Annotated in this window: 17 protein-coding genes and 1 pseudogene; 9 read left to right on the plus strand and 9 right to left on the minus strand. The window is 75.6% G+C overall.

From position 1 onward, the window contains the following. Nucleotides 1-11: 11 nt before the first annotated feature. From ACOQFB_RS21155 to ACOQFB_RS21165, 3 genes and pseudogenes are all read right to left on the minus strand, one after another. Nucleotides 12-1,016, minus strand: a complete 1,005-nt coding sequence (locus ACOQFB_RS21155; protein WP_421609447.1) for an MBL fold metallo-hydrolase — start codon at nt 1,014-1,016, stop codon at nt 12-14. 19 nt (nt 1,017-1,035) lie between these two features. Continuing rightward, a pseudogene (locus ACOQFB_RS21160) lies at nt 1,036-1,997 on the minus strand (electron transfer flavoprotein subunit alpha/FixB family protein). A 45-nt stretch (nt 1,998-2,042) separates the two neighbouring features. After that, a complete protein-coding gene (locus ACOQFB_RS21165) occupies nt 2,043-2,846 on the minus strand; it encodes an electron transfer flavoprotein subunit beta/FixA family protein (RefSeq protein WP_059436027.1) in 804 nt (267 codons plus the stop codon). Between the two features lie 222 nt (nt 2,847-3,068). Between ACOQFB_RS21165 and ACOQFB_RS21170 the strand changes: the two genes are divergently transcribed. The 3 genes from ACOQFB_RS21170 to ACOQFB_RS21180 all read left to right on the plus strand — a co-directional run bounded on the left by ACOQFB_RS21170 (nt 3,069) and on the right by ACOQFB_RS21180 (nt 6,180). Then, nucleotides 3,069-3,566 (plus strand): DUF3015 domain-containing protein, encoded by a 498-nt coding sequence (locus ACOQFB_RS21170; RefSeq protein ID WP_059436028.1) that lies wholly within the window; start codon nt 3,069-3,071, stop codon nt 3,564-3,566. A 72-nt stretch (nt 3,567-3,638) separates the two neighbouring features. Next, on the plus strand, nt 3,639-5,555 hold the full coding sequence (locus ACOQFB_RS21175) for an Lnb N-terminal periplasmic domain-containing protein (protein WP_421609448.1): 1,917 nt from the start codon (nt 3,639-3,641) through the stop codon (nt 5,553-5,555). 466 nt (nt 5,556-6,021) lie between these two features. After that, nucleotides 6,022-6,180 carry a hypothetical protein gene (locus tag ACOQFB_RS21180; protein WP_494492359.1) on the plus strand — a complete coding sequence of 53 codons (159 nt, stop codon included), beginning with the start codon at nt 6,022-6,024 and terminating at the stop codon, nt 6,178-6,180. A gap of 7 nt (nt 6,181-6,187) precedes the next feature. On the opposite strand, the gene ACOQFB_RS21185 is transcribed toward ACOQFB_RS21180, so the two are convergent. Further along, entirely contained in the window at nt 6,188-7,276 is a 1,089-nt protein-coding gene (locus tag ACOQFB_RS21185) for a GNAT family N-acetyltransferase (RefSeq protein WP_421609450.1), read from the minus strand. 65 nt (nt 7,277-7,341) lie between these two features. Here ACOQFB_RS21185 and pdxR point away from each other — a divergent pair, with 65 nt between their 5' ends. Beyond that, nucleotides 7,342-8,820 carry a MocR-like pyridoxine biosynthesis transcription factor PdxR gene (pdxR, locus tag ACOQFB_RS21190; RefSeq protein WP_421609451.1) on the plus strand — a complete coding sequence of 493 codons (1,479 nt, stop codon included), beginning with the start codon at nt 7,342-7,344 and terminating at the stop codon, nt 8,818-8,820. Here pdxR and buk read toward each other — a convergent pair. Both buk and ACOQFB_RS21200 read right to left on the minus strand, forming a co-directional pair. After that, entirely contained in the window at nt 8,793-9,899 is a 1,107-nt protein-coding gene (buk, locus tag ACOQFB_RS21195) for a butyrate kinase (RefSeq protein WP_059436033.1), read from the minus strand. The genes pdxR and buk overlap by 28 nt on opposite strands. Continuing rightward, the gene (locus ACOQFB_RS21200; protein WP_059436034.1) at nt 9,896-10,819 is read right to left on the minus strand and encodes a phosphate acyltransferase; all 924 of its coding nucleotides are present in this window, start codon (nt 10,817-10,819) and stop codon (nt 9,896-9,898) included. Before ACOQFB_RS21200 ends, buk begins: the two co-directional genes overlap by 4 nt. A 125-nt stretch (nt 10,820-10,944) precedes the next feature. Between ACOQFB_RS21200 and ACOQFB_RS21205 the strand changes: the two genes are divergently transcribed. From ACOQFB_RS21205 to ACOQFB_RS21225, 5 genes are read left to right on the plus strand one after another with little or no spacing between them, the layout of a single operon-like run. Continuing rightward, the gene (locus ACOQFB_RS21205; RefSeq protein ID WP_421609452.1) at nt 10,945-12,585 is read left to right on the plus strand and encodes a thiamine pyrophosphate-dependent enzyme; all 1,641 of its coding nucleotides are present in this window, start codon (nt 10,945-10,947) and stop codon (nt 12,583-12,585) included. Further along, complete coding sequence (locus ACOQFB_RS21210) at nt 12,578-13,066, plus strand: indolepyruvate oxidoreductase subunit beta (protein WP_059436036.1); 489 nt, start codon at nt 12,578-12,580, stop codon at nt 13,064-13,066. Before ACOQFB_RS21205 ends, ACOQFB_RS21210 begins: the two co-directional genes overlap by 8 nt. Before the next feature lie 13 nt (nt 13,067-13,079). Next, on the plus strand, nt 13,080-14,405 hold the full coding sequence (locus ACOQFB_RS21215; protein WP_059436037.1) for a phenylacetate--CoA ligase family protein: 1,326 nt from the start codon (nt 13,080-13,082) through the stop codon (nt 14,403-14,405). A 19-nt stretch (nt 14,406-14,424) separates the two neighbouring features. Further along, the gene (locus ACOQFB_RS21220; protein WP_059436038.1) at nt 14,425-14,868 is read left to right on the plus strand and encodes an ACT domain-containing protein; all 444 of its coding nucleotides are present in this window, start codon (nt 14,425-14,427) and stop codon (nt 14,866-14,868) included. Nucleotides 14,869-14,871: 3 nt separating this feature from the next. Next, a complete protein-coding gene (locus ACOQFB_RS21225) occupies nt 14,872-16,197 on the plus strand; it encodes a phenylacetate--CoA ligase family protein (protein WP_421609453.1) in 1,326 nt (441 codons plus the stop codon). A 151-nt stretch (nt 16,198-16,348) separates the two neighbouring features. Here ACOQFB_RS21225 and ACOQFB_RS21230 read toward each other — a convergent pair whose 3' ends face one another. The 3 genes from ACOQFB_RS21230 to ACOQFB_RS21240 are packed head-to-tail and all read right to left on the minus strand — an operon-like array spanning nt 16,349 to nt 19,438. Further along, a complete protein-coding gene (locus ACOQFB_RS21230; RefSeq protein ID WP_421609454.1) occupies nt 16,349-17,617 on the minus strand; it encodes a hypothetical protein in 1,269 nt (422 codons plus the stop codon). Nucleotides 17,618-17,661: 44 nt separating this feature from the next. Next, complete coding sequence (locus ACOQFB_RS21235) at nt 17,662-17,823, minus strand: symporter small accessory protein (RefSeq protein ID WP_193388334.1); 162 nt, start codon at nt 17,821-17,823, stop codon at nt 17,662-17,664. After that, nucleotides 17,807-19,438: a sodium:solute symporter family protein gene (locus ACOQFB_RS21240; RefSeq protein WP_059436041.1), complete on the minus strand. Its 1,632-nt coding sequence runs from the start codon at nt 19,436-19,438 to the stop codon at nt 17,807-17,809. The genes ACOQFB_RS21235 and ACOQFB_RS21240 overlap by 17 nt, the downstream gene beginning before the upstream one ends. Between the last annotated feature and the right edge of the window lie 28 nt (nt 19,439-19,466).

The raw sequence follows: 19,466 nt of genomic DNA on the forward strand, positions 1-19,466 counted from the left end.
GGCGCGGCCGGTCAGGCCGCCAGGTAGCGCCAGGGCTCGGCCGCGCGATCGCGCCGCACCTCGCCGCGCGACTCCATCACCTCCAGGTTCGCCACCGTCTCGGAGAGGGTGAGGAACGCGTCGGCGGGGCGGGCGTGGGGCCAGAGCGCGCGGGCGATCTCGTGCGCGGTGCGCGGCCCGGCCCGGAGCAGCTCGAGCATCCGCGCCTGCCGCTTCGCGTAGAAGCCGACCAGGGCGTCGATGATCTCGCGGTGGCCGCCGAACGGCGGGCCGTGGCCGGGGAGCACCAGGTCCACCTCCATGGCCCGCAGGCGGCGGAGGCTGTCGAGGTAGGCGAGCAGCGGGTGGAAGAAGCCGTCCTGGCCGTCCGGCCCGAGCTCGACGAGCGGGTTCGGCGACACCTTCTCGAGCAGGTGGTCGTCGGAGAAGAACAGCCGCCGCTCCCGCTCGTACAGGCACAGGAGCCCGGGGGTGTGCCCCGGCATGTGCATCACCTCGAGCGCGAGGTGGCGCGTGCGCAGGACCTCCCCCTCGGCGATGGGCCGCACCTCGGGGAGCCGCCGCGCGAAGCGGAAGCCGCCCTCGCCCTGCCTCGCGAGCACCTCGACCACCTCGGGCGGCACGCCCTGGCGCGCGAGGTACGCGGCGAGCCGCGGCGCCAGCTCCCGCCAGCGCGGCCCCTGCTCCGACATCTTGGGCGCGTCGGCGGGGTGGCCGAACACCGGGACGTCCGGGCCGCCGTGCCGCTCCTGCACGAAGCGCGCGGCGCCGTAGTGGTCCACGTGGCCGTGCGAGACCACGATGCGGGTGACCTCGTCGAAGCGGCGGCCCAGGCGCGCGAACCCGGCCTCGAGCGCCGCCTGGGCCTCGGGCGTGCCCAGGCCGGCGTCGAACATGAGGAGGCCGCCGCCGGCGTCCTCGACCAGGTAGGCGTTGACCGGCCCGCCCGCCTGCGGGAACGGGACCGGGATGGCGATGCGGTGGACGCCGAGCCCCTCGAGATCCGCCTCGGTCACGCCCGCACCGCCCACCCGCTCACTTCGACGCCTTCACCTTCTCGGTGAGCGCCGGGAGCGCCTGGAACAGGTCCGCCACCAGGCCGTAGTCGGCGATCTGGAACACCGGCGCGTCCGGGTCCTTGTTCACCGCCACGATCACCTTCGAGCCCTTCATGCCGGCGAGGTGCTGGATGGCGCCGGAGATGCCCGCCGCCACGTACAGATCCGGCGCCACCACCTTGCCGGTCTGCCCCACCTGCCAGTCGTTCGGCACCCAGCCCGCGTCCACGGCGGCGCGGCTGGCGCCCACCGCCGCGCCGAGCACGTCGGCGAGCGCCTCGACCGGCTTGAAGTCGCCCTTCGTGCCGCGGCCGCCCGACACCACCACGCGCGCCTCGGTCAGCTCGGGCCGCTCGCTCTTCACCTCGCGGAAGCCCACGTGCCGGGTGCGCAGGCCGGCCGGCACCTGCGCCGCCACCTCGTGCACCGCGCCCTTGCCGGCGCCCTGCTCGGCGGCCGGGAACTCCGTCGCACGGACCGTGAACACCTTCACCGGCGTCGCGATCTCCACCTCGGCGAGCACGTTGCCCGCCCACATGGGCCGGCGGAACGTGACGGCCGGCCCGTCGCCGCCGAAGCCGAGCACCTCGGTGGCCATCCCGGCGCCGAGGCGGGCCGCGACGCGGGGCAGGAGGTCCTTGCCCTGGGCGGTGGCGGCGGCGCCCACGTACGCCGCGCCGCAGGCCTTCGCGAGCTCCGCGATCACCGGCGCCCAGGCGTCGGCGAGCGGGTGCTCGAGCGCCGGCGCGTCGGCCACGTGCACCTCGGCGCCGTACGCGGCGAGCGCGTCGGCGAGGGGGCGGACGCCCTTGCCGAGCAGCGCCACGTGCAGCGCGCCGCCGGTGCGGGCGGCGACGCGCGGCCGGCCGAGATGGCGTGGAGCGTCGCCTTGCGGATCTGGCCGCCGCCCTGCTCGGCCACGATGAGGACGTTCGACATGTCGCCTCCGGAGGTTCGATCGCCGCGCGAGGCGCGGACGGTGGGCTAGAGGACCTTCGCCTCGTCGTGCAGCTTCTTCCAGAGCTCCTCGACGTCGGCCACCTTCACGCCGCCCTTGCGGGCGGGCGGCTCGGCGAGGCGCTTCACCACCACCTTCGGCGCGAGGTCCACGCCGAGCGAGGCGGCGGCCAGCTCCTGGAGCGGCTTCTTCTTGGCCTTCATGATGCCGGGCAGCGAGGCGAAGCGCGGCTTGTTGAGGCGCAGGTCGGTGGTCACCACCGCGGGCAGGCCCAGCTCCAGCGTCTCCACGCCGCCGTCCACCTCGCGCACCACGGTGAGCGCCTTGCCGTCGGCGGAGAGCACCAGGCCCGGCTCCTTCTTCTGCTCGGCCTCGCTCTCCAGGCTCTCGGTCTTCGAGGCGAACGTGCCCTGCGGCCAGCCGAGCCGCTCGGCCAGGTACTGGCCGGCCTGGTTCTGGTCGTCGTCGATGGACTGCTTGCCGAGGATGACGAGATCGGGCTTCTCCTGCTCGACCACCTTGGCGAGCAGCGCCGAGACCACCACCGGATCGAGCGGGCCGTCGTGGCGGACGAGGATGCCGCGGTCGGCGCCCATGGCGAGCGCGGCGCGGATCTCGGTCTGCGACCTTTCCCCACCGATGGAGGCGACCACCACCTCGCCGCCGTGGCGCTCCTTCAGCCGGAGCGCCTCCTCGACGGCGATCTCGTCGAACGGGTTGATCTTGTAGTTGACGCCGTCCGTCACGATCCCGGAGCCGTCCGGCTTCACTCGGATCTTCGACTCCGGGTCCTCGACGCGCTTCGCGGTCACCACGATCTTGAGGGCCATGATCGCTCCTGATTCCGGAATCAAGTCTGGGGCTCGACCATATTGCGCAGTGCGCCACGGTGCCGCAACCGAAATCCTGTCCTGCCCGGCAGGGCCCCGACAAGGGTCGTCTGCGAAGTTCGCAGGCGTGAGAGACAGCGGTATACGGGAACGATCTCCACGGAAAGCATGCGTGGGGGACTTCACTGGGGGTTCGTGAACCCCCGAACGAAAGGGAGACACATGACCCGCATCACGCTCGCGCTCGTCGCCGCGCTGCTCGCCGTGCCGGCCGCCGCCGCCGATCAGACCGCCTCCGCCATCAAGGGCACCGGCCGCTACGGCACCGCCGGCTGTGGCCTCGGCTCCATGGCGTTCGGCAGCACCCCCGGCGCGGTCCAGATCCTGGCCGCCACCACCAACGGCACCTTCGGCAACCAGACCTTCGGCATCACCACCGGCACGTCCAACTGCGGCAGCGGCGTGTTCGCCGCGGGCACCAAGAACTTCGTGGACGCGAACCGCGAGGCGCTCGCCAAGGACATCTCCCGCGGCGAGGGCGAGGCCATCGGCGCGCTCACCGTGATCAACGCCTGCGAGAACTCGCACGCGGTGGGCGCGGCGCTGCAGAAGAACTTCAAGTCGATCTTCCCGAGCGAGAGCGCCTCGAACGACGACGTGACCAAGGCGATCCTCGACACGCTGCACGGCGACGCGGCCCTCGGCTGCGGCCGCAGCTAGCCCGCACCGACGCTTCGACGGAGGGGAGCCCTCGCGAGAGGGCTCCCCTTTCGTTTACCCTCGTCGCCCCGCATGCTCGGCCCGCTCGCCCTCGCCCTCGCGCTCGCGTCCCCGCCCGCCCCGCCGCCCGCCGACCCCGCCTACCTCGGCGAGCTGGTCGCGAAGGCCCGCGCGCTGCGGCTGGCGGAGGACCCGGGGTGGCTGAAGCTCGGGCACTGGCGCCCGCGCCCGCTGGGCGGCTGGAAGAGCGAGGCCGACGGCGCGAAGTTCTTCCGGGCGCCGGACGGGAAGACCGATCCGGCCGCCGAGCTGGAGGCGACGCTGGCCGGCTTCCTCGACGCCACGCCCAGGGCGGACGAGCTCGACGACGCGCAGTGCCGGTTCCCGGCGCGCTTCGCGTTCCTGGGCGGGCGGCTCGGCTTCGACCTCGCCCGCCTGCCGCCGCGCCGCTGCCCGCGCTTCGAGGACTTCTACGGGAAGATCCGGCCGCAGGGCGTGACGGTGGTGTTCTCGTCCTACTACCTCAACAACCCCGCCTCGGCGTTCGGCCACACCCTGCTCCGGCTCGACAAGGCGCCGGAGGCGATCGGCGGCAAGCACTTCGAGCTGCTCGACTACGGGGTGGACTACGCCGCCACCGTGGACACCGGCAACGCGGTGCTCTACGCGGCGAAGGGGCTGCTCGGCTTCTTCAAGGGCGAGTTCAAGTACTACCCGTACTACTACAAGGTCCGCGAGTACGGGGACTACGAGTCCCGCGACCTGTGGGAGTACGACCTCGAGCTCACGCCGGGCGAGGTGGCGCTGCTCGGCGCGCACGTGTGGGAGCTGGGCGGCACCTGGTTCGACTACTGGTACCTCGACGAGAACTGCAGCTACCACGTGCTCGGCGCGCTGGAGGCCGCCGCGCCGCGGCTCGACCTGCTCTCGCACGTGGGCCGGGCGGTGGTGCTCCCGTCGGACACCGTGGTGGCGCTGTTCCGGAACCCGGGCCTGGTGCGGCGCGTCCACTACCGGCCCTCGATCCGCACGCAGTTCGAGGCGCGGGCCCGCCAGCTCTCCGGCGCCGAGCTGCGCGAGGTGGAGGCGCTCTCCCGCGACCCGGCGGCGCCGCTCGACCCGGCCACCCCGCCCGACGCGGAGGCGAAGGTGCTCGACGCGGCGGTGGACCTGCTCGACCTGCGCCACGCGCGCGAGCTCATCCGCGGCCTCGGGCCGAAGGCGGCGCAGGACCGGCAAGCGCTGCTCGAGCGCCGGGCCGCGCTGGGCGTGGCGAGCGCGCCGCTCGCGCTCCCCGTCCCGGAGGCGCGCCGCCCCGAGCGCGGCCACGGCTCCCTGCGCCTGGGCCTGGGCGGCGGCGCCGTGGACGGGCAGGGCGGCACGGTGCTCCTCGATCTCCGCCTGGCGCTGCACGACCTCGGCGATCCGCCCGAGGGCTACCCCCCCACCGCGCAGATCGAGTTCCTCCCCACCCGCCTCCGCTGGACGCCGCGCGAGCGGCGGGTGGACCTCGACGACGTGGCGCTCGTGCGCATCGTCTCGCTCAGCCCGGTGACGCGCTTCGACGCCCGGCCGTCCTGGAAGGCGAGCTTCGGCGCCGCCACCGTGCGCGACCGCGGCTGCGACCGGTGCCTCGCCTTCGCGAGCGAGCTGGGCGGCGGGCTGGCCGCGGCGCTGCCCGGCGGCCTCGACCTCGCCGCCACCGGCGACCTGGAGCTGCGCGCCTCGCCGCGGCTCTCCGGCGCGGGCGGCACCGGGTGGCGCCCCGGGATCGGCCCGTCGGCGCTGGCGCGGCTCCGCCTCGGGTCCCGCGCCGTCCTGCTCGCCGACGCGCGCTGGCGCTGGCTGCCCGAGGCCGCGCCCCGCACCACCTGGTCCTGGGGCGGCGCGCTCCGGCTGCACCTCGCGCGCGACCTCTCGCTGGCGTTCGAGGGCCGGCGGCAGCCGCTCGCCACCGAGGCGGCGGCCCTGGTCCTCGGCTACTTCTAGGCGCGCGCCCGCGACCGGCCGTAGATTCGCGAGATGCTCCAGGGCCTGCTCGCGCGCTACGGCTATCTCGCCATCCTCGCGCTGCTCGGCGGCGCGGGCCTGGGCCTTCCCATCCCGGAGGAGGCCACGCAGCTCGGCGCCGGGGTGCTCGCGCACCAGGGCTACCTGCGCCTGCCGCTCGTCATGGCGGTGTGCTGGGCGGGGATCGTGGGCGGCGACCTCGCGTGGTTCCTCGTCGCGCGGCGGCACGGCGAGTGGGTGCTCGGCGCCCGGCCGGTGGCGCGGGTGCTCACGCCGGAGCGCCGCGGCCGGCTGGAGGGCCACCTCGCGCGCCACGCGTTCCTGTCGGTGGCCCGTCGCCCGGCACACCTCGGGCCTGCGGCTCGCCGCCTTCGCGCTCGCGGCCACGCACGGGGTACGCGTCCGCACGTTCCTGCTGGCGGACGGCCTCTCCGCTCTGGTCTCGGTGCCGCTGGTGGTCTCGGTGGGCTACCTGTTCTCGCACCACCTCGGCGAGGCCGAGCGCGGCGTGCGCCGGGTCGAGCTCGCGGTCCTCGGCGCCGTGCTGGCGGCGCTCGCGGTGGCCGTGTGGCTCCGCCGGCGTCGCGCCCGCGGCGCGGCCTGAGCGGACTTCAGGCCGCGTCCGCCCCGCCCGCCTCGGCGGGCACCTCGCGCACCAGCACCATCTCGGTGGAGGTCCCGGAGCGCCGCTGGCCGGCCGCGTCCGCGAAGCCGAAGCGGGCGTAGAGGCCCTGGGCGTCGCGCGTGACGAGGCGGACGAAGCGGGTGCGCCGGAGCGCGGGGTGGTCGAGGAGCAGCGCCACGAGCCGCTTGCCCAGGCCGCGCCCGCGCCAGGCCGGCGCCACCACCACGTCGTAGATCCAGGCGTGGCGCGGGTCGGCCATGGCGCGCGCCGAGGCGACGAGCGCGCCGTCCGCGTCGCGGGCGCCCACCCAGGCGGTGGAGGCGAGGTGCGAGGGGCCGGCCAGCGCGGCGGGCTCACCCTCCCACCAGTACTCGCCGGCGAGGAGCGCCACGACGGCCGGCGCGTCCGCCTCGCCCAGCGCGACGTGCAGCCGGACCCCCGGGATCCCCGCGGCGAGGAACGCCGGCTCCGGGGCGCCCGGGTTCGCGGCGCGGACGGCCTCGATGGCGGCGACGTCGCCCGGGGCGCCGCGCGCCCACAGCCCGGCGAGCGCCGCGCCGATCTGCTCGGGCGTCCGGTTCTGGAGCAGCTTCCACTTGCCGTCGAGCGCCTCGCCCAGGCGGACGCCCAGCACCAGGATCCCGCGCAGCTCGCCCGCGTAGAGCGGGTCGTCGGCGCGGATGGGGCGGTAGCGCCCCTCCGGCTGCCAGCGCGCCATCAGCGCCGAGAGCACCTCGGCCTTCCGCGCCGGGTCGGTCAGCTCCTCCAGCGTCCCGTGCGCCTGCACGCTCCGGTAGAGCGTGGTGGCCGGACAGGCGCGCACCGGATCGGCCATCCAGCTGGGCAGGTGCGCCACCAGCTCCTCGGCGGAGACCACCGCCGCCCGGCCCAGGCAGCGCGCCTTCTCGCCGGCGCGCGCGCCGTGGAACCAGACGCCGTCGTCGAGCACGGCGGCGTCGAGCGCGCGCAGCACGGGCGCGCCCTCGGGGGTGGTGGTGGCGAGGTGCACGGTGGGCGCCCGCCGCAGCAGCGCCAGGGCCTCCGCGCGGCCGGCCCGGAAGATCTCGCGTCTCATGCGCGGCAGCCTGCGCCGGGGCTGGTCTGGCGAGAAGGTCCAGTTTCGAGGTATCGGATGGACCAGTGCGCACCTGGCAGACCCCACTCTCGCTCGACCGGGCCGACCCGGCCCCGCTCGCCGTGCAGATCGCCCGCGCGCTCATCGCCCGGATCCGCGCCGGCGCGCTCCGCCCCGGCGCGCCGCTCCCCTCCAGCCGCGCGCTGGCGCGGACGCTGGGCGTGCACCGCAACACCGTGCTCGCCGCCTACGGCGAGCTCGCCGCCGAGGGCTGGATCGCCTCCGACCCGGCCCGGGCCACGCTCGTCTCGCGCGACCTCCCGCCCCCGGCCCCCGGCGCGGCGGGCGCGCCCGGCCCGGCGGCGCGCGCCGGCTTCGACCTGCCCCCCGCCCCGTCCGACGCCACCTGGGAGACGCTGCCGCCCGGCACGCTCGAGCTCCTGGGCGGCACGCCCGATCCGCGCCTCGTGCCGGTGGCCGCGCTGGGGAGCGCCTACCGCCGGGCGCTGCGCCGGCGCGAGCACCTCGCCTACGGGGACGCCGCCGGGCACCCGCGCCTGCGGGCGGCGCTGGCGCGCATGCTGGGCGAGGCGCGCGGGCTGGCGGTGCCGCCGGAGGCGATCCTGGTGACCCGGGGCGCGCAGATGGCGCTCGCGCTCGCCGGGCGGGCGCTGCTCTCGCCCGGCGACGGCGTCGCGGTCGAGGCGCTCGGCTACCGGCCGGCCTGGGAGTCGCTGCGCCTGGCCGGGCTCCGCACCGTGCCGGTGCCGGTGGACGCGCGCGGGCTGCAGGTGGAGCGGCTCGAGGCGCTCGCCGCGGCGGGCGCGATCCGGGCCGTCTACCTCACCCCGCACCACCAGTACCCGACCACCGTCACGCTCGCGCCGGCGCGGCGCCTCGCGCTCCTCGAGCTGGCCCGGCGCGCGCGGCTCCTCGTCCTCGAGGACGACTACGACGCCGAGTTCCACTACGAGGGCCGCCCGGTGCCGCCGCTCGCCAGCGCCGACGGCGCCGGGGTGGTGGTGTACGTGGGCACGCTCTCGAAGGTGCTCGCCCCCGGCCTGCGGATCGGCTGGCTGGCCGGCCCGCGCGACGCGATCGCGCGGCTCACCGCGCACCGGCGCTTCCTCGATCGCCAGGGCGACCTCGCGGTGGAGGCGGCCGTCGCCGAGCTGTTCGAGGAGGGCGAGGCGCAGCGGCACGCCTGGCGGACCCGCCGCGTCTACGCGGGCCGCCGCGAGGCGCTCGCGGCCGGGCTGCGCGCGCACCTCGCCGGCGCGCTCTCCTTCCGGACCCCGGCGGGCGGGATGGCGTTCTGGTGCCGGGTCGCGCCGGGCCTCGACCCGGAGGCCTGGGCGGCGCGGGCCCTCCGCGCCGGGGTGGCGGTGCAGCCGGGGCGGCTGTTCGCGCACGATCGCCGGCCGCGCCCGTTCCTCCGGCTCGGCTTCGGGCGCCTCGACGAGCGCGAGCTGGCCGAGGCGGTGCGCCGGCTCGCCGCCGCGCTGCCTCGCGGGGCTCAGCGCGCGGGCGCGAGCGGCGCGTAGCGCCGGGCGGGCTCCTCGCCGGAGAGGACGCGCAGCGCGCCCTCGGCGAGCGCCCGCAGCTCGTCCTCGCCCGGGTGGACCTCCACCGGCGCGATCCACGCCACCCGGCGCCGGACGCCCTCCACCACCGGCGCGAGGTGGGCGAGCCCGCCGGTGAGCACGATCGCGTCCACCCGGCCGTCGAGCGCGACGGCCATCGCCGCCACGGCCTTCGCCGCCTGGTAGCACATGGCGTCCACGAGCAGCGCGGCCCCGGCGTCCCCGCGCCCGGCGCGCGCCAGCGCCTCGCGGACGTCGCGCGTGCCGAGGTGCGCGTAGAGCCCGCCGTCGCCGAACAGCCGGCGCTTCACGGTCCGTGCGTCGGCGCCCGGCGCGAAGCACAGGTCCACGAGCGCGGTGGCCGGCACGCCGCCGGCGCGGTCGCCGGAGAACGGCCCCTCGTCGCGCGGGTTGACCACGTCCACCATCCGGCCGCCGGACAGGGCGCAGAGCGAGATGCCGGTGCCGAGGTGCGCGAGCACGAGCGAGAGCGCCTCGAGCGGGCGCCCGGCCGCGGCCGCGTGGCGCCGCGCCACCGCACGGAGGTTGAGCGCGTGGACGAAGCTGGTGCGCTCCACCCCGGCGAGCCCGGTGACGCGCGCCACCGGCGCGAGCTCGTCCACCGAGACCGGGTCCACCACCAGCGCCGGGCAGCCGTGCGGCGCGGCGAGCGCGCGCGCCATGGGCGCGCCCAGGTTGGAGGCGTGCTCCCCGTGCGCGGCCCGCTCCAGCTCGCCGACGAGCGCCTCGTCCACGAGGTAGGCGCCGGCGGCGAGCGGCGGGAGCAGCCCGCCGCGTCCGGCCACCGCGGCGAGGTCGCCCGCCCGCACCCCGGCGCGCGAGAGGAAGTCCTCCGCGGCGGCGACGCGCCCGGGCAGCTCGTCCCAGATCCGCGCCGCGGGCCTGGCCATCGCCTCGGGGTGCAGCACCTTCTCCTCGCGGACCAGCCCGCCCCCGCGGAACAGGCCGAGCTTGGTGGACCCGGCCCCCGGGTTCACCGCCAGGATCAGCGGCGCGGCCGGCCCGGCGCCTGCGCTCACGGGGCGCCCCTCGCCGCCGCCAGCACGCCGAGCGCGATGGAGCAGAGCTTGTCCTCCGGCCGCTCCACCCGCGACGGGATGAGCACGGGCGCGCGGGCGCCCACGATCACGTGCGCCACGCTCCGGTGCGCGAGGTAGGTGAACGCCTTCCCGAGCGCGTTGCCGACCTCGATGGTGGGCACGAGCAGGACGTCGGCCCGGCCGGCCACCGGGTGGTCGATGCCCTTCTGCCGGGCGGCGTCGGCGGAGAGCGCGTTGTCGAGCGCGAGCGGGCCGCCCACCACGCAGCCCGACAGCTCCCCGCGCGCGTTCATCGCCGCGAGCGCGGCCGCGTCGCGGGTGTGCGGCATGGCCTCGGCCACGGTCTCGACCGCGCACAGGCAGGCCACCCGCGGCCGGTCGTACCCGAGCGCGCGGAACAGCGCCGCCGCGTTCTCCACGATGGCCCGCTTCTGCCCGAGGTCCGGCGCCACGTTCACGCCGCCGTCGGTGACGCCGAGCAGCCGGGGCGCGGCGGAGAGCGGGTGATCGGCCACGAGCACGTCGGAGAGGAGCCGCCCGTCGCGGAGCCCGTCCCTGCGATCCAGGATGGCCTCGAGCAGCGCGGAGGTCTGGAGCCGGCCCTTCATCAGCACCGCCGCCTCGCCGCCGCGGACCATGGCCACCGCGCGGCGCGCCGCGTCCTCGTCGCCCGGGGCCTCGTGCAGCTCGAACAGCGCCGGATCCTCGCCGAGCGCGCGCAGCCGCGCCGCGATCTCCGAGCGCCCGCCCACCAGCACCGCGTCCGCGATCCGCTGCCGGCGCGCCAGCGCCGCCGCCGCCAGCGCGGAGTCGCTCGCCGCCGCCGCCACCACCAGCCGGAGCGGGCCGGCGGTCCGGGCCTCCGCGGTCAGCCGGGCCAGGGTAGGGATGGGAATCATCAGCCCCGTTCAGGTATCATGCCGGGTCCACGTCCAGAGACGACCGCGACCGGCCCGTTCTATCGCGGACCGGGGGCGGCCTGCACGCCCCGTGATCCGGCGCGCGCGAGAGGAGAACCCGAACGATGGAACGGCGGCTTCTATCCGGCGACGAGGCGGTGGCGGCGGCGGCCCGCGACGCGGGCGTCCGGCTCGGCACCGGCTATCCCGGCACCCCCTCCACCGAGATCCTCCAGGCGCTCGACGCGCTGGGCGGCCGCGCCCAGTGGGCGCCGAACGAGAAGGTGGCGCTCGAGGTGGGCCTGGGGGCCGCGTTCGGCGGCGCGCGCGCGCTCGTGACCATGAAGCACGTCGGGCTGAACGTGGCCGCCGACCCGCTCTTCACCGCCGCGTACACCGGCGTGACGGGCGGCCTGGTGGTGGTGAGCGCCGACGATCCGGGCATGGCCTCCTCGCAGAACGAGCAGGACAACCGGCACTACGCCGCCGCGGCCGGGCTGCCCATGCTCGAGCCGGCCGACTCGCAGGAGGCCTACGACCTCACCGTGGCCGCGTTCGAGCTGTCCGAGCGCTTCGCCATCCCGGTCATCCTCCGCATGACCACGCGCGTGTGCCACTCGAAGACGCTGGCCGCGCGCCGCGCCGACCTTCCGGCCCCGCCCGCCCCGGCGTTCGTGCGCGACATCCCCGGCCGCGTGATGATCCCGGCCTACGCCCGCCCCGCGCACCGGCGGCTCCGCCAGAAGCTGGAGGCGCTCCAGGCGTTCGCCGAGGAGACCCCGCTCAACGTCTGGGTGAAGGGCGACCGCGCGCTCGGCGTCATCACCTCCGGCGTGACCGCGCGGCACGTGGCCGAGGCCGCGCCGTCGGCGAGCCGGCTCGAGCTGAAGACCGTCTACCCGCTCCCCCTCGAGAAGATCCGCGCCTTCGCGGCCAGCGTCGATCGCTGCGTGGTGGTGGAGGAGGGCGACCCCATCTTCGCCGACGCCATCCGGGCCGCGGGCATCGCGGTGGAGTCGAAGGAGGCGCCGTACCGGTTCGGCGAGCTGGACGTGCAGCGGGTGCGCCGGATCCTGGCGCGCGACCGCTCGCCCGAGCCGGAGCCGCCGAAGGGCCGGCCGCCGGCGCTGTGCGAGGCCTGCCCCTACCACCCGGTCTACGCCACGCTCCGCAAGCTCGACTGCATCGTGGCGGGCGACATCGGCTGCTACACGCTCGGCGTCCTCCCGCCGTACCAGGGCATCGACACCTGCGTCGCCATGGGCGCCTCGCTCGGCGTCGGGCTGGGCCTCCGCCACGTGCTGCCCGAGGCGGACGCGCGGCGGGTGGTCTCGATCATCGGCGACTCGACGTTCGTCCACACCGGCCTGAACGGCCTCGTCGAGATGGTCTACAACCCGCCGCCCACCGGCCACGTGCTCGTCGTGCTCGACAACGGCACCACCGCCATGACCGGCCAGCAGGAGCACCCCGGCACCGGCCGCACGCTCGACCACGAGCCCACCGGCAAGGTGTCGATCGAGGGGCTGGCCCGGGCGCTGGGCGTCGCGAACGTGGACGTGATCGACCCGGTCGCCGATCCGGCCGGCTGGGAGAAGCTGCTGAAGGACCGCCTCGCCGAGCCGAAGCTGTCCGTCATCATCGCGCGGCGGCCCTGCATCCTCGCCGCGGCCGACATCCGCAAGTACGAGAAGGCGGCCGACGAGAAGCGCGCCGCGCTCGCCTGCGCGGGCTGCGCCGGCGCCGGGGAGGTGTCCGATGCCTAGCCGGACCGTGAACGTGGTCGTCGCCGGCCTGGGCGGCCAGGGCGTCATCAAGGCCTCCGACATCCTGGCGGACGCCGCCTTCCGCGCCGGCCTCGACGTGAAGAAGGCCGAGGTCCACGGCATGAGCCAGCGCGGCGGCTCGGTCACCACCGACGTCCGCTTCGGCGCGCAGGTCCTCTCGCCCATGGTCCCGGCCGGCGAGGCGGACTTCCTGCTGGTGCTGGCGCCGTCCGAGCTGGAGGTGACCCGCCCCCTGCTCCGGCCCGGCGGCCTCCTCATCCCGCCCGACGCGGTGGACGAGGCGAGGCTCCCGAACCGCCGCAGCCTCAACGTGGCGCTGCTCGGCCTGCTCTCGCACCACCTCGAGCTCGACGAGGCCCACTGGCTCGCCGCCATCCACGCCGCGCTGCCCGAGCGGCTCCACGCCGTGAACGACGCGGCCTTCCGGCTCGGCCGGGAGACCGCCGCCGCCGCGCGCTGACGCGGGAGGCCCCGTGACCACCTCCTGGAACGACGCCGGCAGCGCCTTCCACCCCGCCAGCGCCCCCGACTTCCTCCCCCGCCGCGAGCTGGAGCAGCTCCAGCTCGCCCGGCTCCGCGCCGTGGTGGCGCGCGCCTACGAGAAGGTCCCCCTCCTCCGCCAGCGCATGGAGGCCCGCGGCGTCTTCCCCGACGCGCTGCACGCGCTCGAGGACCTCGGGCGCCTGCCGTTCACGGTGAAGGCCGACCTGCGCGACACCTACCCGTTCGGCCTGTTCGCCTCGCCGGTGGAGGAGATCGTCCGGCTGCACGCCTCCTCGGGCACCACCGGCAAGCCCATCGTGGTGGCCTACACCGCGGCGGACCTGGAGGTGTGGACGAGCGTGATGGTGCGCGCGTTCGCCGCCTGCGGGCTGCACAAGGGCGACCTCATCCAGAACGCCTACGGCTACGGCCTGTTCACCGGCGGCCTCGGCGCGCACTACGGCGGCGAGGCGCTCGGCGCGACGGTGATCCCCATCTCCGGCGGCAACACCGAGCGCCAGCTCATGGTGCTGCAGGACTTCGGCGTCACCGCCATCTGCTGCACGCCCTCGTACATGGTCCACCTCATCGAGCGCGCCCGCGACGCGAAGATCGGCTTCGGGCGGCTGAAGGTGGGCGTGTTCGGGGCCGAGCCCTGGTCCGAGTCGATGCGCGCGCACATCGAGCGGGAGGCGGGCATCCGCGCCCACGACATCTACGGCCTCTCCGAGATCATCGGCCCGGGCGTGGGCATCGAGTGCGTCCACCGCGACGGGCTCCACCTGTTCGAGGACCACTTCTACCCGGAGATCGTGGACCCGGAGACCGGCGCGGTGCTGCCGGACGGCGCGGAGGGCGAGCTCGTGCTCACCACGCTCTCCAAGCAGGCGATGCCCATGATCCGCTACCGGACCCGGGACATCACCGCCATCGACCCGGAGCCCTGCCCGTGCGGCCGCACGCTCCGGCGCATCCGGCGCATCGGCCGGCGCTCCGACGACATGTTCATCATCCGCGGCGTGAACGTGTTCCCGTCGCAGGTGGAGACCGCGCTGCTGCAGGTCGAGGGGACGCTGCCGCACTACCAGATCGTCCTCACCCGCGCGAAGGGGCTCGACGAGATGGAGGTCCAGGTCGAGGTCACGCCGGAGGTGTTCTCCGACGAGATCCGCGGCCTGCAGCGGCTGCAGGAGCACCTCGCCGCCGCGCTCGAGCAGGTGCTCGGCATCCGCGCGCAGGTGACGCTGGTGGCCCCGCGCACGCTGCAGCGCAGCGAGGGCAAGGCGAAGCGCGTCATCGACCGTCGCAGCATCTGATCCCGCACCGGAGGCCGGCATGAAGATCCGTCAGCTCTCGCTCTTCCTCGAGAACCGCCCCGGGCAGCTCCGGGTCCCGTGCCAGGTGCTGGGCGACGCCGGCATCGACATCCTCACCCTCTCGCTCGCCGACACGCAGCAGTTCGGCATCCTGCGCCTCATCGTGAAGGACCACGAGCGGGCGAAGCAGGTGCTCGAGAAGGCCGGCGTGGTCGTGAACGTCACCGACGTGCTGGCGGTGGACGTGCCGGACCGGCCGGGCGGCCTCGCCGAGGTGCTCCAGGGCTTCGAGGCCTGCGGCCTGGGCATCGAGTACATGTACGCGTACTCGGTGCGGAGCCGCGGCGAGCACGCCACGCTCGTCTTCCGCCTCTCGGATCCGGACCGGGCGGCGGCGCTCCTGCAGGCGCGCGGCGTCCGCCTGGTGGGCGCGGCCGAGCTGTTCGCGCGCGCGGGGGCCTAGCCGATGGCCCGCTTCGCGCTCGAGAACCGGATCCTCGATCCGGAGGAGACGCTCGACCGTGACGCGCTCGCCGCGCTCCAGGGCCGCCGCCTCGCCGACACCGTCCGCCGCGCCCGCGCGGTGCCCCGCTACCGCAAGGCGCTCGAGGCGCTCGGCGTCCGCGACGAGGACCTGCGCGGCCCGCCCGACGTGCGGCGCCTGCCGTTCACGGTGAAGGACGACCTCCGGCAGAGCTACCCGCTCGGCCTGCTGGCGGTGCCGCGCGAGCAGGTGGCGCGCATCCACGGCTCCTCCGGCACCACCGGCCGCCCCACCTTCGTCGCGTACACCCGCCGCGACCTCGAGACCTGGTCCGGCCTGGTGGCGCGGTTCCTGGTGGCGGGCGGGCTCCGCCCCGAGCACACCGTCCACGTCGCCTTCGGCTACGGCCTGTTCACCGGCGGCTTCGGCCTGCACTACGGCATCGAGCGGGTGGGCGCCGCGGTGGTCCCGTCCGGCGGCGGGAACACGCCGCGCCAGGTGCGGCTCATCTGCGACCTCTCCGCCGAGGTGCTCATCTGCACGCCGTCCTACGCGCTGCACGTGGGCGAGGTGGCGCGGGCCGAGGGCCTGAGGCCCGGCGACCTGCCGCTCCGCTACGGCCACTTCGGCGGCGAGCCCTGGACCGAGGAGATGCGCGGGGAGATCGAGCGCTCGCTCGGGATCCTCGCCTTCAACAACTACGGGCTGTCCGAGGTGATCGGGCCCGGCGTGGCCGGCGAGTGCCCGGCCCGCGACGGCATGCACGTCCAGGAGGACCACTTCATCGTCGAGTGCCTCGACCCGGTCACGCTCGAGCCGGTGCCGGACGGCGAGGTGGGCGAGCTCGTGTTCACCTCGCTCACCAAGGAGGCGATGCCGGTGCTGCGGTACCGCACCCGCGACCTCGCCGCGCTCGACCGCTCGCCGTGCCCCTGCGGCCGCACCGGCGTCCGCATGAGCCGGGTGCGCGGGCGCTCCGACGACATGCTCATCATCCGCGGCGTGAACGTGTTCCCGTCGCAGGTGGAGGAGGCGCTGCTCCGCGTCGAGGGCACCGCCCCGCACTACCTCATCGAGGTCTCGCGCCCCGGCGCGCTCGACGAGGTGGTGGTGAAGGTGGAGGTCCGGCCCGAGGACTTCCGCGACGAGATGCGCCAGATGGTGGAGCTGCGCGATCGCATCGACCGCGAGATCCACGCGGTCACCGGGATCCGGATGATCGTGGAGCTGGTGGCGCCGAACACGCTGGAGCGCTCCGCCGGCAAGGCCCGGCGGGTGCTCGACCACCGGAAGGTCGCGCCGGCGTAGCCTCGGCTCCCGGCGCGGGATTCCGCGCGGCGAAGCCGCGCCCGCGGGGACCTCGCGCGGACCCGCGTCGGCGGGCGCGCGAGGTCACGGGCCCCGCGCAGCAAGGTGGGGCCCCGCGGAGCTCCGCTCCGTGGGGCGGGGCGCAGCCCCGTCAGAAGGCGTACAAGGAGCCCACCTCGAGCTGCGTGCTCTCGCGCCGGGCGCCGTCGAGCGTCTCGGTGGTGTAGAGCGTGCCCTCGAGCGACACCTTCCAGCGCGAGGTGAGCGCCAGGATGGCGCCGCCCGAGACCTGCTGGTTGCGCTCGATGGTGGTCGCCTCGCTGCCGGCGGGCAGGTCGGAGGTGCGCGGCTCCTCGATGCCGTAGCCGCCGAGGAGCTGCAGGACCGGGATGGGCGTCACCACCGCCTGCGCCCAGAACCCGCCGGTCCGCACCGGCGAGATGGCGTCGAGCTTCGCCGGATCGGTCGCGTTCCTCGTGGGCCGCACCACCGGCGCCACCGAGCCGTAGCCGCCCAGCACCTCGCCCATGAACGTGCCGCCCTGCACGACGAGGTGCGGCACCTCGAGCCGGCCGTCGGCCGCCACGCCCCAGCCGGTGAGCCGCTCCTCGCGCGGCACCGAGAGGCCGTCCAGCTTCCAGAGCTGCTGCCCGAAGCGGCCCGACGCGCCGAGCTCCAGCCACGACCTCCCGGCGCGCCGGAGCTGCAGCGCCACCCGGCCCTCCGCGTCCGGCACGCCGGCGCGCTCGCCCACGAGCTGGTTCTGCGAGGTCGCCTTGTCGCCGCTCGAGGCGAGCGCGGCGACGGCCGCGGTCACCCCGACGTCCTTGCCGCGGCCCGCCTCGGCGGTGAGCCGCACCTGCGGCGCGCGCCGGTACAGGTAGCCCGCGCCGGCGAAGCGGGGCAGCGCCACGTGCCCGAGGCTGGTCGCGAACCAGGGGCCGCCGAACAGCGACCAGGTCTGGCCGACGAGCAGCGTCAGGTTCCCGCGCGCGCAGGCGGCGGTGAGGTACGCGTGGCGCAGCCGGACCTGCGGCATCGACGCGTCGGAGTTCACGTAGGTGCCCATGAAGTCGGCCTCGACGAGGCCCTTCAGCACCGCGCCCCCGAGCAGCCCGTCCACCGGCAGCCCCAGCGCGGCGCGCACCCGGCTCTGCCGCACCGTCATGCCCGCGGTGGAGTGCGCGGTCGTGGCCCACTGCGGCAGGTCGCTCGCGTTCAGGCCGCCGTCGCTCCAGTACGCGTTCGCGATGAGCCAGCCGGAGAGGTCCACCGTGACGCCCGGCTTCGGCGCCGGCGCCGGGGCCGGGGCGGGCGCCGGGGCGGCCGGAGCCGGGGGCGGCGGGGTCTGCGCGCGCGCGGCGAGCGGCAGCGCGGCGAGGGCCGCGAGGGCGGCGAGGAGGCGGCGGATTCGGCGCATCGAGGGCTCCGTGGGACGGGGTCGGGCGGTGCGGGCGGATCGGATCAGAGGTCGTCGAGCTCGGCCTCGCCGGGCGGGTGGACCGGCGGGGGCAGGGGGGCGTCGTCGTCGTTCCAGTGGAGGAGGCCGTATCCCACGCACAGCGCCGCGCTCGCGAGCGTCAGCACGAACGCCGCCGTGACGCCGAGGTCACCGAAGCCCAGCATCGAGCCCTCCTTCCCGCGTCCGGGCCGTTGCGCCCGCCTCCGCGCCGGGCGCGGCGCGGCCGAGCAGCGAGCCCACCACCGTCACCAGCGACGAGACCGGCAGCGCCACCACGATGGGATCGACGAGCGCCCAGGTGGTCCCGGCGCCGAGGCTGGTCCGGCCGGTCAGCGCCTTCACCACGCCCAGCGCGGCCGACTCGCGCTCGTGCACGAACAGCACCCACAGCGCCCAGGCCGCGAACCCGGCCAGCATCCCGGCGATCACGCCCGCGCGCGTGGACCGGGCCCAGAACAGCGCCGAGACGAACGCGGGCAGGAACGTCGCGGCGCACATGCCGAAGAAGAGCGCGGTGGCGATGGCGATGACGCCGGGCCCGAGGTTCCAGGCGAGGAGCACCGTGCCGGCGAAGCCCGCCAGGATCCCGGCGCGCGCCAGCAGCACGGTGCGCTCGGCCCCGCCGCCCAGCCGGAACGCCTGCTCGTAGAGGTCGCGGCCGATGGCGGTGCCGATGGCGTGGAACTGCGCCGAGAGCGTGGACATCGCGGCGGCGAGCAGCGCCAGCATGAACAGGTAGGCGAACCACTCCGGCATGGCGGCCTGCGTGTAGAGCGGCATGAGCCGGTCCACGTTGGGCTTGCCGGTGGCCGGGTCGGTCATGATCGCGAGCGCGATCTTCCCGGTGCGCTGGAAGTACCAGAGGTTGGTGAGCGAGCCGACCACGTAAGCCACGCCGGCCATGAGCAGCAGGAACAGCCCGCCGGGCACGAGCGCGCGGTGCAGCTCGCGCCCGCTCTTCACGGTCATGAACCGGACGGTGAGCTGCGGCTGGGCGAGGACGCCGATGCCGACGCCGAGGACGATGGTGGACACCATCTGCCACCAGAGCGGCGAGCCGGCCGCGGGCATGGCGGTCCAGCCGCGGTGGCCCTGCGCGCGCAGCGCCGGCGGGACCTTGTCGGCGAGATCGGTGAGCGCCTGGTGCGCGGAGAGCCCGCCCACCTGCGCGTAGGTGGCGACGAGCAGCACCAGCATGCCGCACACCATCAGCACCGCCTGGAACGCGTCGGTGTAGACGACGCCCTTCAGCCCGCCGAACAGCACGTAGCCGACGGTGATGACCGCGAACACGAACAGCGCCACCTGGTAGTCGAGCTGGAGCTGCACCTCGAGGAAGCGCGCGCCGCCGATGAGCACCGCGGCGGCATAGAGCGGCATGAGCAGCGCGATGGTCCCGCCGGCGAAGCCCTGGATGAAGCGCGAGCGGTAGCGGCGCCCGAGCAGCTCGGGGAACGTGTGCGCGTCGAGCGCGGCGCCCAGCCGCCGGGTCGGGCGGCCGAACACGACGAACGCGACGAACACGCCGAGCAGGATGTTGAGCATGGTGAGCCAGAGCAGGCCCATGCCCATGAGCGCGGCGACGCCCGCGAAGCCCACGATGGCGGAGGTGGAGATGAAGGTGGAGCCGTAGGCGAGCGCCATCAGCACCGGGTGGATCTCGCGACCGCCCACCAGGTAGTCGGCGGCGCTGCGCGTGCGGCGGTACCCGAGCCAGCCCAGGAAGGCGAGCACGGCGGCGTACGCGCCGACGGCGAGCGTGAGCAGCTCCAGGTTCACGCGTGACCCCCTCTGGTCAGGTGCGACG

Origin of the sequence: Anaeromyxobacter sp. Red801, from assembly GCF_049201065.2 — a bacterium.
Taxonomy (GTDB): Bacteria; Myxococcota; Myxococcia; order Myxococcales; family Anaeromyxobacteraceae; genus Anaeromyxobacter.